This is a genomic window from Coriobacteriaceae bacterium, assembly GCA_025992705.1.
Lineage (GTDB): Bacteria > Actinomycetota > Coriobacteriia > Coriobacteriales > QAMH01 > QAMH01.
In genome coordinates this window covers 1,217,663-1,232,433 of record DAJPGJ010000001.1, presented here as the reverse complement: position 1 = coordinate 1,232,433, position 14,771 = coordinate 1,217,663, and the positions used below count along the sequence as shown (strand labels likewise).

The window sequence follows — 14,771 nt, the reverse complement described above, 5'->3', positions numbered from 1 at the left end:
CTGTCGGGAAGCGACCGTCGAGCCAAAGCGCCTTTCCCGCGGCCCATTGCCTTACATTGAATCGGCAGCTTGCCTGCGCACACATCCTCGTGACGATTCCGTTGCACGACCACAGGAAATCGCGGTGCCGCGTTCGGTGCTCGTGTAGTACACTTCTCTGAAACCATTGAGAGATAGAGGAGGCCCCAGGCATGGCGTTTTACTACGATGAACCATCTCATACCTTCAGCGAGTATCTGCTGGTTCCCGGATACACGACGGCGAAGAACATTCCGTCAGACGTCAGCCTGCGCACGCCGCTTGTCAAGTACAAACGCGGCGAGGAGTGCCCGCTTTCCCTCAACATCCCGATGGTCTCGGCCATCATGCAGTCCGTCTCCGGCCCGCGCATGGCCGAGGCACTTGCCCGCGAGGGCGGCTGTTCGTTCATCTACGGCTCGCAATCAGCCGAGTCCGAGGCCGATATGATCCGTGAGGTCAAGTCCTACAAGGCCGGTTTCGTGCCGAGCGATACGAACGTCACGCCTGACATGACCATGAAGGACGTCGTTGAGCTCAAACGCAAGACGGGTCACTCCACCATGCCCGTTACCGAGGATGGCTCCTCCACGGGCAAGCTGCTCGGTATCGTGACGAGCCGCGACTATCGCCCGAGCCGCATGGATCCGTCCACCAAGGTCGTCGACTTCATGACGCCACGCGACCGCCTCGTGACGGGGGAGGACGGCATCACGCTCTCCCAGGCCAACGACATCATCTGGGATCACAAGCTCAACACGCTTCCCATCGTCACCAAGGACGGACACCTTGCCTCGCTCGTCTTTCGCAAGGACTATGACTCGCACAAGGCAAATCCGCTCGAGCTTCTCGACAGCCAGAAGCGCTACGTCGTGGGTGCTGGCATCAACAGCCGCGATTACGAGACGCGTGTGCCGCTGCTTCTCGACGCAGGTGCCGATGTTCTGTGCATCGACTCCTCCGAGGGCTATTCGGATTGGCAGCGCTTCACGCTCGAGTGGGTGCGCAAGCAGTACGGCGACGAGGTCAAGGTCGGTGCCGGTAACGTCGTCGACGCCGAGGGCTTCCGCTTTCTGGCCGAGGCGGGTGCCGACTTCATCAAGATCGGCATCGGCGGTGGCTCCATCTGCATCACCCGTGAGCAGAAGGGTATCGGTCGTGGTCAGGCTACGGCTGTCATCGAGGTCGCCAAGGCACGTGACCAGTACTTCGCCGAGACGGGCATCTACATCCCCATCTGCTCGGATGGCGGCATCGTACAGGACTACCATATGACCCTGGCCCTTGCGATGGGCTCCGATTTCATGATGCTTGGCCGTTATTTCGCCCGCTTCGACGAGAGTCCCACCAAGCGCGTGAGCGTCAACGGCAACTACATGAAGGAATATTGGGGCGAGGGATCGGCTCGTGCCCGCAACTGGCAGCGCTACGACGATGGTGAGGGCGGTAAGCTCGCCTTCGAGGAGGGCGTCGACAGCTACGTGCCCTACGCCGGCTCCCTACATGACAACGTGACTCTTTCGCTTTCCAAGGTCAAGCACACCATGTGCAACGTCGGTGCGCTCGATCTCGCCGAGCTGCGTGAGAAGGCCAAGATCACGCGTGTGTCGAGCGTCTCGATCGTCGAGGGCGGTGCGCATGACGTGCTGCTCAAGGATTCGGCGTCGGCGCAGTCCGCAAGCTTCCGCTAGGAAACGCATGTCACACTCACGCGCTAAGCTACGTGCGTGATGATGGCACGAGCAAGGAAGCACCGTGGAATTCGATACCAGGCTATTTGAATTTACCGAGGACGAGAAGGCAGAGCTGCGTGCGCGTCACGCCGCAGTTCAGGCCATGCTCTCGCCGTATGCGTGCCGTGACGACGAGGGCATACGCGAGTTCAACCAACGTTATCAAGATCCTGACGTCTATCTTGGGCGCCCGTGCTTCGTGGTAGACGTCGAGAAGATCGTTCACAACCCGTTCTATTCGCGTTGCGCAGATAAAACGCAGGTCTTTTCGCTCGTGCGTAACGACGATATCACGCGACGCTCCTTCCACTTGCAGGTGGTTAGCCGCGTCGGCCGTACCATCGGCATGGCGCTCGGGCTCAATCTCGATCTCATAGAGGCCATCGCCGTGGGTCATGACCTCGGGCATACGCCGTTTGGCCATCAGGGCGAGGACTACCTCTCGGACCTCTATCACGCCAGCACGGGGCGTTATTTCAACCATAACGTGCATAGCGTGCGCCTGCTCAAGACCATCGCACGTACCAACTTGTGCCTGCAGACGTACAACGGCATCCTCACGCACTGCGGAGAGAAGACCTTCCTCGAATACCGGCCCGCACCATGTCCGGATTTCGATGCACTCAACGATCTCATCGAGTCCTGTTACATCGACCAGAGCAACATCCGCGACTTGCGCCCCTCCACGCTCGAAGGTTGCGTCGTGCGCATCAGTGACATCATCGCCTATCTCGGCAAGGACCGCCAAGACGCGGCACGTATCAAGCTGCTCGATACGTCCGATTACGACGAGAGCCCACTTGTCGGGAAGCTCAATCACCAGATCATCCAGAACATCACGCGTAACATCATCAAGAACTCGCTCGGCCATGACTACCTGGCCATGGACGAGGAGGTCTTTGCCGCGATTGACGCGATGCGCAAGGAAAATTACGAGAAAATCTATAAGAGCGACGAGGTCTCCGGGCGCATCACCTTCGTCCAGCCGATGATGGAGCGCATGTTCATGACCTTCGTCGACGATATCCGCATGGGGCGTGAGGAGTCGCCCATATTCAGGCACTATCTCGACCAGCCCATGTTGCGCTACCCCTATACATTCGAGTTGGATCACCGTCCCGAGGACATCGCGGTTGACTTCATCGCCTCGATGACAGACGACTATTTCATTGACCTTTACGCATTCCTTTTCCCCAATGATCCACTCAACGAGGAAGTGCACTACAAGAATTATTTTTAGACCCTGATGGCTTGGGCTACAATAAAGATTCGTATGCTCAACCGGAGAAGTTCATGTTTTACGAGAAAACCGTACTCGACAACGGCATAACGGTCATCACCGAGCACATGGAGGGCGTACGCTCCGTTGCTCTCGGCTTCTGGGTGCGCGTGGGTTCGCGTGATGAAGTCCCTGTCGAAGGTGGTATGTCCCATTTTATGGAGCACATGCTGTTCAAGGGCACCACGACACGCAGCGCGCTCGATATCTCCACCGCATTTGATGCATTGGGCGCGGAGTTCAATGCCTTCACTTCCCGCGAATTCACGTGCTTTTACGCGCGTCTCATTGACGAGCGTCTCAAACTCGGTTTCGAGATTCTCGCGGACATGCTCGTCAATTCGACCTTTGCCCACAAGGACATAGTCCCGGAGCGTCAGGTCGTGCTCGAGGAGATTGCCCGTAGTCAAGATACGCCCGAGGATTACGTCTATGACCTGTTCTCCGAGGCGATGTATCCACATGACGCGCTCGGACGCCCCGTGCTCGGCACGCCCGATACCGTCTCCTCCTTCGATACCGACGAGATGCATCGTTATCATGACGCGCACTACACCACGGGCAACGTCACGGTTGTCGCCTGCGGAAGCGTTGATCATGCGGCCATCGTCGATCTTGCCGTGCGTTACCTTTCGGGCCTTCCGGTTGGTCCCTGGCTTGAGCGTGGTCCCGTCGATACCCGTGAACGCGTCATGCTTTCCTGCGTCAAGAAGGACTCCGAACAGGCCAACATCGTGCTTGGCGCACCCGCCATCGTCAACGATGACCCGCGTCGCTTTGCCTACTCGCTGCTCGACATCATTATCGGCGGGGGCATGAGCTCGCGTCTCTTTCAGGAAATACGCGAGAAGCGCGGTCTCGTCTATTCCGTGTACGCATCATCGCAGCTCTACGAAGGAGCCGGCATCTTCGAGATGTACGCGGGCACGCGTCCGGAGAACATCGCCGAGGTCGTCAAGGTGGCAACGGAGCAATTCGCGCTGGCAGCCCAAGACGGCCTGACATCCGACGAGCTTGCCCGTGCCAAGGAGCTTGCCGCCGGCAGTTTCGTGCTTGGCACCGAGTCAACGCGTACGCGCATGTCGCGCTTGGGCCGCCTGGCCGTGCTCGATCTGCCCATCGATTCCATTGACGAGATCATCGAAAAATACCGTGCGGTGACGCTCGAAGAAGTAAACGAGGCGGCACGCGAGCTATTCACGCAGGAGATGACGCTCGCAGTCGTGAGTCCCTACAAGCAAGAGAAGATCGAAAGGATGCTCAAATGATTCAGGTGCTGGTAAGCGGTGCGCTCGGCCGTATGGGTACGGAGATCTGCAAGGCCGTCGATAGCGCGGACGACATGAGGCTCGTCGCCGGCGTCGATCCGAGCGCAAGCGACGATACCACGGTCGGCACGGATAATGCCCCCGTGTTCCTCACGCTCAAGGAGGCCATCGAGGTAACGCGGCCTGATGTCGTCATCGACTTCACGCGCCCCGATGTTGCCGAGGCAAACGTGCGCTGCGCGCTTAGCATGGGTGTCAACTGCGTGCTTGGCACGACGGGCCTTTCCGAGGAGCGTCTCCAGGAGATATACGACGAGTCCGCCACGGGAGATGCCGCGCTCTTCCACGCACCAAACTTCACGACCGGTGCCGTGCTCATGATGCTCTTTGCCCAACAGGCGGCCAAGTATTTCCCCGATATCGAGGTCATCGAGTTTCATCATGACGGCAAGAAGGATGCCCCTTCGGGTACTGCCATCCGCACGGCGCGGCTCATCGCCGAGGCACGCGACGGCGCGAGCGACGCGCCCGGCAAGGAGACGGAGCTCGACGGCTTCGAGGGCGCTCGTGGTGCCCTCGTCGATGGCGTGCCGGTGCATGCGGTGCGTACGGCGGGCTACGTCGCGCACCAGGAGGTCATCTTTGGCAGCATGGGCCAGACGCTCACCATACGCCATGACTCGATCGACCGCGCATCCTACATGCCGGGCATACTCATGGCAACGCGTGCCGTCGTCGATATGCAGGGCGTGACGGTCGGACTCGAAAAGCTCATGGATTAACCCGTGCGCTTGCCTGTATAATTCGCACAACGCTTTGTTCAAACGCACTGTAAAGATGAGGAGTCGAGCATGACGGAGCCGTTTTTCGGACGCACGATTGTCGCAAGTGTGACCCCCTTTGACGAGAATCTTGACCTTGACCTTACGCGCGCGCAGGAGCTTGCCGAACGCTTTATCGAGGCTGGCATCGACACGATCGCCGTTTGCCCCACAACCGGCGAGTGCCCGACCGTGTTCTACGATGACAAGATCCGTCTCTTCGAGGCCGTGCTCGAGGCCGTCGACGGCCGTTGCAAGACGATTGCCTACGTGGGTGACAACTGCACGCAGGACACCGTCGATTTCGCACGCAAGGTCGAGCCGATGGGCTTCGATGGCTATCTTTGCGTCGTGCCGTACTACAACAAACCCCCGCAAGAGGGCATCTACCAGCATTACAGCGCCATCGCCGATGCGGTGGAACTCCCCATCATGCTCTATAACATCCCCGGTCGCTCGGTCATCAACATGACAGCCGAGACGACCTTGCGACTCGCGCACGATCACGAGAACATCATCGCGATCAAGGAAGCGAGTGGAAAGATGGACCAGATTGCCGCCATAGCCAAGGGTGCTCCGGCCGGCTTCTCCGTTTACTCCGGAGATGACGCCGACACGCTTGAGATCATGGGCTTGGGCGGCGTGGGCGTGGTTTCGACCATCGCCAATGTTGCACCGAAACGCATGAAGGAAATCGTCGAGCTCGAGGCAGCCGGCAAGCATGACGAGGCGCTCGCTGCCCATGCCGCACTCCTGCCTCTCATGAACGAGCTCTTCGTCACTTCGAACCCCATCATGGTGAAGGAGGCGCTCAAGCTCGTGGGCTTTCCCGTGGGTGGCCTGCGCCTGCCGCTCATCGAGGCGACGCCGGAGCAGTCTGCTCAGCTCGCCGAGGTCATGCGCGCCTGTGCACCCGTAGAATAAAGAACCAGCAAACGAAGAACACCTGTACATGATCACAGGCTGAGGAGTTTCTCTCATGCCAGAAAAAAAGAATACGAATGACAAGGGGCTTGCGAAGGCACCTGTCAAGACGCTTGCGAAAACGACGCCAAAGGGCAAGCGCCCGCGTCGGCGCAGCAAGGGCAATCAGGGCCGTGGAAAGAAGCCCACGCATACGCTGCGCATCATCCCGCTCGGCGGTCTTGACGCCATCGGCAAGAACATGACGGCCTTCGAGTGCGGCGGCGATATCATTCTCATCGATGCCGGGCTCATGTTTCCCGATGACGAGCATACGGGCGTCGACCTCATCCTTCCGGATTACACCTACATACTCGAGCATGCCGATCGCCTCCGCGGCATCGTCATCACGCACGGACACGAGGACCACACGGGTGCGCTGCCGTACCTGCTCAAGGACCTCGACCGTTCCATCCCCATACTCGGCACCAAGCTTACCTTGGGACTCATCGAGGGCAAGCTCGAGGAGCACCGTCTTTCCAAGCAGCCCAAGCTCGTCGAGGTACACCGAGGCAGCAGCACCAAGCTCGGCTGCTTCGAGCTCGAGTTCTTCACGGTCAACCACTCGATTCCGGGGGCCATGGGCGTCTTCATGCACACGCCTGCCGGCAATGTCTTGCACACGGGTGATTTCAAGCTCGACGAGACGCCCATCGACGGAGAGCTCACCGACTTCGCCGCGCTCGCGCGTTTTGCCGCCCAGGGCGTCGACTTGCTCATGAGCGATTCGACCAATGCGACAAGCAGGCAGTTCACGAAGTCCGAGGCCGAGGTCGGGGTGACGCTGCGCAATGTCATCGCCACCGCCAAGCAACGTGTCGTCGTCGCGGCCTTTTCCTCGCATATTCATCGCGTCCAGCAAGTTTGCGACGCGGCGCAGCTGGCAGGCCGCAAGGTTGCGGTCACGGGCCGCTCCATGCTCACCAACACGCGCATTGCGCGCGAGCTCGGTTACCTCAACGTACCCGATGATCTCATCATCGATGCCTACGATGTAGGAAACTATCCGCCCGAAAAGACCGTCGTGCTCTGCACGGGTAGCCAAGGCGAGCCGCTGTCGGCACTTGCGCGCATGTCGGTGGGGGAGCACAAGACCATCGAAATCGAGCGTGGTGATACCGTCATCATCTCGGCCACGCCCGTTCCCGGTAACGAGAAGTCGGTCACGCGTATCGTCAATCAACTCTCCAAGGTTGGCGCCGACGTGTGGGACAAGAACCGTGCGCTCGTGCACGTCTCGGGACACGCGGGTGCCGAGGAGCTCAAGCTCGTGCTCTCGCTCGTCAATCCCAAGCACTTCCTGCCGGTCCATGGCGAGGCCTCTCACTTGCGTGCCCATGCGCGTCTGGCCGAGGCCGTCGGCGTCGACTCCGATAATATCTTCATTCTCGAAAACGGCGATTCCCTCGTGATGACCAATGGTAAGGTCGAGCGTGGCGAAGGCGTCGAGAGCGGCATCGTCTATGTTGACGGATCTTCGGTGGGCGATATCGGCGCAAACGTCCTGCGCGATCGTCAGTCCATGTCGGGCGAGGGTGCGGCAAGCGTGGCGGTTGCCATTGATTTCAAGCGCGGCAAGCTTGCGGCCGATCCGGTCATCACCATGCGCGGCATTCCCGGTTTCGACAACGACGACTTCATCGTCGAGGCGCGTGAATGCGTTGCCAAGGCTGTGCGCGAGTCGCTCGAGAACCACAAGCCCGATATAAACCGCATCAAGAAACAGGAGCGCGATGCGCTTTCGAATTTCGTGTGGAAGCGTGCGCATCGCAGGCCCATCATTATGCCAATCGTCATCGAAATCTAGATGCGATACAATTATGCACGTAGCAACTGGAGGTAGCAGTGGGCTCGAGAAACGCAGCATCGAACCAGGGCAACTCGAGGTCATCTTCCAGCGCCGCAAAGAAAGGCGCCGGAAGGACTCAGGGCCTTCCAACTAAAGAGCAGACTCCACGCAAGAGCTTCGTTGACGGCTCGATGCGCGAGGATCTCATCGGCATCGCGCTGGCGGTCATCGGCATCGCGCTCTTCGTCGCCGTCGTCGTGCCTGCCGATGCCATGCTCACGGTCGTCATCTCCGATGGTCTCAAGCATGCACTTGGCCTGGGCGCCTATGTCGTGCCCTTCGTGCTCGTGTTCTGGGGCGCGACCTTTTTCTTCAAGACCGAGGGGGTCAAGGTCGGGCGCCTTGTCATCGGTCTCGCCATCATGCTCATTGCGCTCATGGCGCTCTTTTCGCTTTTCGCTCCCGGTACCATCGAGGCGCTGCCTTACAGCCTCTTTTCCGATGAAGTGCTCGTGGGTGGTGGCGGCTATGTGGGTAGCGGCATCTCCTGGGGGCTCATGACCCTGTTCGGGCGCGTCATCACCGCGATTATTCTCGTGGGCATCTTCGTCGCCGGCCTCGTCATTGCGGGCGTCTCCATCTCCGCCCCCTTCCTCGCACTCAAGAACTTCCTCTCGCGCAAGAAGGAAGACCGCGCTCAGACGCGTTACCAGCGCACCATCTACACGGCTGGCCAGCCCCAGTACGCCGATGCCGAGGCTGACGACGAAGATTACTCCGATGAGGAGAAGTCGCCGTTTGCGCGCTTCAAGGAAAAGTTTGGCAGGGAAGAGGGCGCTCCCATTGACGAGTACGATGAGATTTCCGCCGACCCGCTCTCCACGGTTGCCTTTGATGGCGCGGATTCCGACATAACGGTCGTCTTCGATGATGATCCCGATCGGACGGTCACGCTTGACGACCATTCGCACGCCAAGCCACGCAAGCGCAAGAAGAAGGATCTCTCGGCTGCAAAGCAGGAAGCCGCCGATTCGACCGAGACCGTCCCCATCCGCAAGAAGACGCAGGTGATTCCCGATGGGTCGACGCCTTCGGCGCTCGAGGGCTTCACCTTGCCCGATGCACGCATACTCGGTGTCACCAAGTCCAAGCGCTCCAACATGACGGGCGAGTTGCGCCAGACGGCCAATATTCTGCAGCAGACGCTCGAGGAGTTCAGCCTGCCGGCCAAGGTCGTCGGCTGGCTTGCCGGTCCCACCGTCACCATGTTCAAGGTGGAACTGCCCAGTGGTGTGCGCCTCGCGAAGCTCACGAACCTTTCCGATGACATCGCGCTGGCGCTTGCGGCATCAGCCGTGCGCATCGCGCAGATTCCCGGCACTTCCCTCGTGGGCGTCGAGATTCCCAACAAGGTGCGCTCGAGCGTGCTGCTTGGCGATATCTTGCCGAGCTGTAGCGCAGGACCACTTCAGGTTGCCATCGGGGAGGATGTCGATGGCGAGAAAGTCTGCGTCGACCTTGCCAAGATGCCGCATTTGCTCATCGCCGGCACGACGGGTTCGGGCAAGTCGGTGTGCCTCAACGCCATGATCATGACCATACTCATGCGTGCGACGCCTGCCGAGGTCCGCATGATTCTTATTGACCCGAAGCGCGTCGAAATGTCGCTTTACAACGGCATCCCGCATCTCTTCGTTCCGCCAGTCACCGAGCCCAAAGAGGCTGCGAGCGCCCTTAAGTGGGCTGTTGCCGAGATGGAGCGCAGACTCAAGGTCTTCGAAGGCGTCGGTGCCAAGAACATCGGCTTCTACAACCAGATGATTCAAAAGGGCGAGCTTACCGACGAGAACGGAGATCATCCCGATGAGATGCCATTCATCGTCATCGTCGTTGACGAGCTCTCCGACCTCATGATGGTCGCGGGCAAGGATGTCGAAGACTCCATCGTGCGCATCGCCCAGCTCGCGCGTGCGGCCGGCATCCATCTCATCATCGCCACGCAGCGCCCCTCGAGCAATGTCGTCACCGGCATGATCAAGGCCAACATCACCAATCGCATCGGGCTGCTTGTAGCCACCAACATCGACTCCCGCGTTATCCTCGACCAGTCGGGTGCCGAGAAGCTTGTCGGCAACGGTGACATGCTCTTTTCCAAGCCCGAGTGGGGCAAACCCAAGCGCATTCAGGGCTGTTTCGTGAGCGAGGAGGAAATCGCCTCGACAGTCGAGCATCTAAAATCGCAAGGTGAGCCAGAATACCATCGCGAGATTCTCCAGCAGCAGATCGCGACGGGGTCGGGTTCCTCATCGGGTTCTGCCTCGACGGCTGGCGATGATGACGATCCGCTCATCTGGGAGGCAGCCGAGGCTGTCGTTGCCGCCGGGCTAGGCTCCACTTCCATGCTTCAGCGTCGATTGAAGGTCGGATACGCACGCGCGGGGCGTATCATGGACATGCTCGAAAGCAAGGGGGTCGTCGGGCCGCAGGAAGGATCTCGTGCCCGCGACGTGCTTATCGATAGCGTTGAAGATCTCGAGGCCCTGCGTGCCTTTGATGAACAAGACCAGGAGGAAGCTAGGTGAAATCCGAATCTCGCATCGGGTCGGCTCTCATGAGTCGCCGTATCGAGCTTGGCATATCGCTTGAGCAGGCCGCGCGTGACACCAATATTCGCGCGCGCATGTTGGAGGCTCTCGAGGCTGGTGACTATTCCCAGTATCCACCACGTGGGCATGCCATCGGCATGCTCAGCTCGTACGCACGCTATCTCGACCTGGACTCGGCGGCAATCGTCGAGGCCTTTGACAACGAGTACGAGGCCTTCAGCGCGAACCGCGAGATCGCCGAGAGCGCCAACAACACGCGCCGTGGGGTCGGTCGCTTCGGCGAGCGCATTGCCGGTGATAAGTCTCGCCCCACAAGTCGCGAGTCCTCGCGTAGTGGTCGCTCGCAGCGCACTCAGCGTAGACGTGGCGATGCGGAAGGCGAGAGCGCTTCCAAGTTGAGTCGCAATCTCAAGGACGAGGCACTTGCAAAAGATGACGAACGCTACCGCAGCGGCAGCGTACGCGTCGTCGGTACACGACAGACCGGGTCCTTCAGGTCCGTTCATCCCACCCGCGAAGATACCGGACGCTTCGAGCCCACTACGCGCCCTGCTTCCACATCGCGTTCACGCTCGGGGAGTTCGCGACGCAGCGGTGCTTCGACGCGTCGTTCCTCGACGGTCGATACCTTTACCGCGCGTCCTACGGAGGATCTTTCGCGCAGTACCGAAAATCGTACCCCCAACTTCTTTGGCATCGACGTCGATACGGGTGAGTCGACCGTGCGCAGCAGCGCGCGCCGCCGCTCGACCGCGCGAGACAGGGTGTCTGAGCGAGACGACGTTACGCAGACTGACGATGGCAATATCTTCGCTCGTCTGCGTCGTCTTCTCTCCTCGATATTCAGCGAGCGCCGCACACGTCTCATTGCCATTGCGGTCATCACGATCGTCATCGCCGTCATCATTGCGGCTTCGGTTCTCATCAGCACGGCTGGTCACGGCAATAGCGGCATTATCCCCGTGCAGGGTGGTGCCACCAACGACACGATGACGACGGACGGCGAGAACGCGGCACACAAGACCATCACGACGGCAAACGGCAATCCGGTCATCATCAAGATCGAGGTCGCCAAGGGCGAGACCTCGCTCGTCGAGGTGACTTACGATGGCGCGAATGCCTACAAGGGCACGGCCGTCGGCGGCCAGTTCTCGCGCGAGTTTCCCGTGACCGAATCGTTTAGTGCGACTTTCAGCAATCCATCCGCGGTTACCATCACCGAAAACGACAATCCCATCGAAATCGCCAAGAACGAGGATGGGTCAGGAAGTCTCTACATCAGCATCCAATCCGCTCCCAAGTAATCAATCGCGAAAGGAAGAGCATGGCTAAGGACAACAGCTTCGACATCGTCTCCGAGACTGACATGCAGGAGGTCGAGAACGCCTTCAACAATACCGAGAAGGGTCTCAAACAGCGCTATGACCTCAAAGATTCCGGCTCAAAGATCGATTTCGACAAGGGTGCGAAGACCATCACCGTGCTTGCTCCCAGCGATTTCGTGAGCAGTCAGGTCATCGACGTGCTCAACACGAACCTCATCAAGCGAAAGGTCGACCTCAAGGCCCTCAAATGGGGCACCCCCCAGGATGCCTCCGGAGGCATGATCCGCACGGTCGGCGTCATCCAGCAGGGCATCGAGCAGGATGTCGCCAAACGCATCTCGAAGGATATCAAGGCCGAGAAGTTCAAGGTCAAGGTCCAGATCGAGAGCGACAAGCTGCGCGTGAGCGGCCCCAAGCGCGATGACCTGCAGGAAGTCATCACCTTTCTGCGCGAGCAGGACTACGGCATTCCGCTGCAGTTCACCAACTATCGCTAGGGTACGGGCTCGTGAGCCAAGAACCCCGCATCGCGTTCGTCACGCTCGGTTGCGCCAAGAACGAGGTCGACACCGACAAGATGCAAGCGCGACTCGTCGCTGCCGGCTTTTCGCTTGTCGATGACGTTAACGACGCAAACCTCGTCATCGTCAATACCTGCGCATTCCTTGCAAGCGCTGTCGAGGAGAGCATCGAGGTCATCTTCGATTTGGTGGGTCGCGAAAACGCCGCGGGCGAAGAGCTCAAGGTGCTCGTTGCCGGTTGCATGCCCTCGCGTTATGGCGATTCCCTGTCAGAGGAGCTCGTCGAGGCAGCTGGTTTCCTCGCGGCAGGCGAGGAAGACCATGTCGTAGAAGAGGTCAATCGCCTGCTCGGCCTCGAGGGCTGCCTCATGGGTGGTGGCCCAAAGCTTTTGCGCCATGCGCATCCAAGCAGCGCCTACGTCAAGATATCGGATGGCTGTGATCGTTTCTGCTCGTATTGCATGATTCCGCACATACGCGGACGTTACCACAGTTACACGCTTGACCAGATCGATGACGAGGTCGCCGAACTCGTCTGCAATGGCGTACGCGAGATCGTCCTCATCGGGCAGGATACGGGTATATGGGGCAGCGACTTCGATGAGCCTGCAACCACGGCGCAGCTTCTCGAGACCCTCGCACGACGGTATCCGGAAACGTGGTTCAGGCTTTTGTACGTGCAGCCCGAAGGCATCACCGACGAGCTCCTCGATGCCATGGCAGAAATTCCCAACGTTTGCTCATATCTCGATATGCCCCTGCAACACGTCAATGCGGAAGTTCTCGCGCGCATGAACCGCAGTGGTAACCCGCAAGACATACTCGCGCTCATCGAGCGGGTGCGCGCGCATGTTCCGGGCATCATGATGCGCACGACGCTTATGGCAGGGTTTCCCGGCGAGACCGAGGAACAATTCGAGGAGCTTCTCGACTTCGTTGACGAAGCGCAGTTCGATTACGCTGGTGTCTTCGCGTTCTCACCCGAAGAGGGGAGTGCTGCATACGAGTTGGACGGCCTGCTTGATGATGACGAGCGCATGGAGCACGCGCAACGCCTGCTCGATGCCTGCGAGGCGATCGGGACCGCACGCGTGTCCACATGTGTCGACACGTACGCAAAGGTGCTCGTCGAGGGTTACGAGGAGACCGATGCCGGTTTGGAGGCCCTGTGTCGTACGCAAGGCCAGGCTCCCGAAGTGGACGGGCAAGTGCATGTGCCCATCAAAGTCCATGATGAACTAAAGCCCGGGCAGTTTGCCCAGGTGAAGCTCACGGGTAGCTTCTTCTACGAAATCGAGGGGGAGCTTGCAGATCATGCCTGCTGAAACCGAACGCATCTGGACGCCGGCGAACATCGTCACGCTTACTCGCATACTGCTCATTCCCGTCTTCGTTGCCGCACTGCTCTCGCCTTGGCCAACATGGCTTCCCGAACCGGAATTCTGGGCGATGTGGCAGCCCTGGATTGCCGCTGCTGTCTTCGTCGTCATCTCGGCTACCGATGCCATCGACGGGCATCTCGCCCGTTCGCGTGACGAGATTACTGACTTGGGCAAGTTTCTCGATCCGCTTGCGGACAAGATACTCGTGTGCGCCGCATTGCTCGCGCTTGTCGAGCTCCAGACCTTTCCTTCGTGGGTGGCGCTCATTATCATCGCCCGCGAGTTCATCGTATCGGGTCTTCGCATGGTCGCTGCGGCTCAGGGCAAGGTTATTGCCGCGAGCATGTTTGGCAAGTTCAAGACCGTCCTGCAGATTTGCGCGATCCTGTTGTTCACGGTCAAGGACTCGCTCCAGATTACGCTCATGGGCGATGGCTTCGCGACCTGCTTTACCATTTTCTCATGGCTCGTCTTGCTTGCTGCCGTCGTCATGACAATCGTTTCCATGATTGATTACTTCTACAAGTCTCGTGAGGTGCTGGGCTTTGGCAAGCGATCTGATCAATAGCATCGATGAGGAGAATCGCCGCCTTGCCGAATGCGTGCTCGCCCGCGCACGCGAGAGGGGCGTAACGCTTGGCTGTGCCGAGTCCTGTACGGGCGGCATGATTGCCGCGGCCCTTACGGCCGTTTCCGGCTCATCGGATAGCTTCGTCGGCGGCATTGTGAGTTACTGGGTCGATGTCAAGGAGCATGTCCTGGGCGTCGATGCTGAGCTTATCGAAGGGCATGGCATCGTGAGCATCGAGACGGCCGAGGCGATGGCCGCCGGCGCGCGCAATGTGCTCGCATGCGACTACGCGGTGGCCACCACCGGCATCGCCGGCCCGACAGGGGCGGAACCCGGAAAGCCCGTCGGGACCGTCTGCTACGGCATCGCGACGCCCAACGCATGCACGAGCTTTACGACGTGCGTGGGTGATTCGCGCGAAGAGGTGCGAGCCCGAGCCGTAACGCATGCGCTTGAAGCGCTCCTCGAGGCCCTTTCGTAGTCTGGAATTCGGGT

At 59.6% G+C, this 14,771-nt stretch carries 12 protein-coding genes; all 12 read left to right on the top strand.

Annotated features, from left to right (window positions below; genetic code table 11):
* Positions 1–191 precede the first annotated feature (191 nt).
* The 12 genes from OIM11_05595 (at position 192) to OIM11_05540 (ending at position 14,757) form a co-directional block, all read left to right on the top strand.
* Entirely contained in the window at positions 192–1,709 is a 1,518-nt protein-coding gene (locus tag OIM11_05595) for an IMP dehydrogenase (GenBank protein HJJ00596.1), read from the top strand.
* A 64-nt stretch (positions 1,710–1,773) separates the two neighbouring features.
* Positions 1,774–2,991 (top strand): HD domain-containing protein, encoded by a 1,218-nt coding sequence (locus OIM11_05590; GenBank protein ID HJJ00595.1) that lies wholly within the window; start codon positions 1,774–1,776, stop codon positions 2,989–2,991.
* A 53-nt stretch (positions 2,992–3,044) separates the two neighbouring features.
* Entirely contained in the window at positions 3,045–4,298 is a 1,254-nt protein-coding gene (locus OIM11_05585) for an insulinase family protein (protein HJJ00594.1), read from the top strand.
* Positions 4,295–5,080, top strand: coding sequence for a 4-hydroxy-tetrahydrodipicolinate reductase (gene dapB / locus OIM11_05580; protein ID HJJ00593.1), 786 nt, complete (start codon positions 4,295–4,297; stop codon positions 5,078–5,080). Before OIM11_05585 ends, dapB begins: the two co-directional genes overlap by 4 nt.
* 69 nt (positions 5,081–5,149) lie before the next feature.
* Positions 5,150–6,043, top strand: a complete 894-nt coding sequence (dapA, locus tag OIM11_05575) for a 4-hydroxy-tetrahydrodipicolinate synthase (protein ID HJJ00592.1) — start codon at positions 5,150–5,152, stop codon at positions 6,041–6,043.
* 55 nt (positions 6,044–6,098) lie between these two features.
* Positions 6,099–7,889: a ribonuclease J gene (locus OIM11_05570; GenBank protein HJJ00591.1), complete on the top strand. Its 1,791-nt coding sequence runs from the start codon at positions 6,099–6,101 to the stop codon at positions 7,887–7,889.
* A gap of 38 nt (positions 7,890–7,927) precedes the next feature.
* Entirely contained in the window at positions 7,928–10,453 is a 2,526-nt protein-coding gene (locus tag OIM11_05565; GenBank protein HJJ00590.1) for a DNA translocase FtsK 4TM domain-containing protein, read from the top strand.
* Positions 10,450–11,781 carry a helix-turn-helix domain-containing protein gene (locus OIM11_05560; protein HJJ00589.1) on the top strand — a complete coding sequence of 444 codons (1,332 nt, stop codon included), beginning with the start codon at positions 10,450–10,452 and terminating at the stop codon, positions 11,779–11,781. Before OIM11_05565 ends, OIM11_05560 begins: the two co-directional genes overlap by 4 nt.
* A gap of 20 nt (positions 11,782–11,801) precedes the next feature.
* Positions 11,802–12,299: a YajQ family cyclic di-GMP-binding protein gene (locus tag OIM11_05555; protein ID HJJ00588.1), complete on the top strand. Its 498-nt coding sequence runs from the start codon at positions 11,802–11,804 to the stop codon at positions 12,297–12,299.
* Between the two features lie 11 nt (positions 12,300–12,310).
* On the top strand, positions 12,311–13,648 hold the full coding sequence (gene rimO, locus OIM11_05550; GenBank protein HJJ00587.1) for a 30S ribosomal protein S12 methylthiotransferase RimO: 1,338 nt from the start codon (positions 12,311–12,313) through the stop codon (positions 13,646–13,648).
* Complete coding sequence (gene pgsA, locus OIM11_05545) at positions 13,638–14,273, top strand: CDP-diacylglycerol--glycerol-3-phosphate 3-phosphatidyltransferase (protein ID HJJ00586.1); 636 nt, start codon at positions 13,638–13,640, stop codon at positions 14,271–14,273. Before rimO ends, pgsA begins: the two co-directional genes overlap by 11 nt.
* Entirely contained in the window at positions 14,251–14,757 is a 507-nt protein-coding gene (locus OIM11_05540) for a CinA family protein (GenBank protein ID HJJ00585.1), read from the top strand. The genes pgsA and OIM11_05540 overlap by 23 nt, the downstream gene beginning before the upstream one ends.
* Positions 14,758–14,771: the final 14 nt, after the last annotated feature.

Bases quoted from the DNA above. Each gene is read 5' to 3' on its own strand.
- pgsA (HJJ00586.1), top strand. From the start codon at position 13,638: ATGCCTGCTGAAACCGAACGCATCTGGACGCCGGCGAACATCGTCACG.
- dapA (HJJ00592.1), top strand. From the start codon at position 5,150: ATGACGGAGCCGTTTTTCGGACGCACGATTGTCGCAAGTGTGACCCCC.
- OIM11_05585 (HJJ00594.1), top strand. From the start codon at position 3,045: ATGTTTTACGAGAAAACCGTACTCGACAACGGCATAACGGTCATCACC.
- OIM11_05555 (HJJ00588.1), top strand. From the start codon at position 11,802: ATGGCTAAGGACAACAGCTTCGACATCGTCTCCGAGACTGACATGCAG.
- dapB (HJJ00593.1), top strand. From the start codon at position 4,295: ATGATTCAGGTGCTGGTAAGCGGTGCGCTCGGCCGTATGGGTACGGAG.
- OIM11_05570 (HJJ00591.1), top strand. From the start codon at position 6,099: ATGCCAGAAAAAAAGAATACGAATGACAAGGGGCTTGCGAAGGCACCT.
- OIM11_05595 (HJJ00596.1), top strand. From the start codon at position 192: ATGGCGTTTTACTACGATGAACCATCTCATACCTTCAGCGAGTATCTG.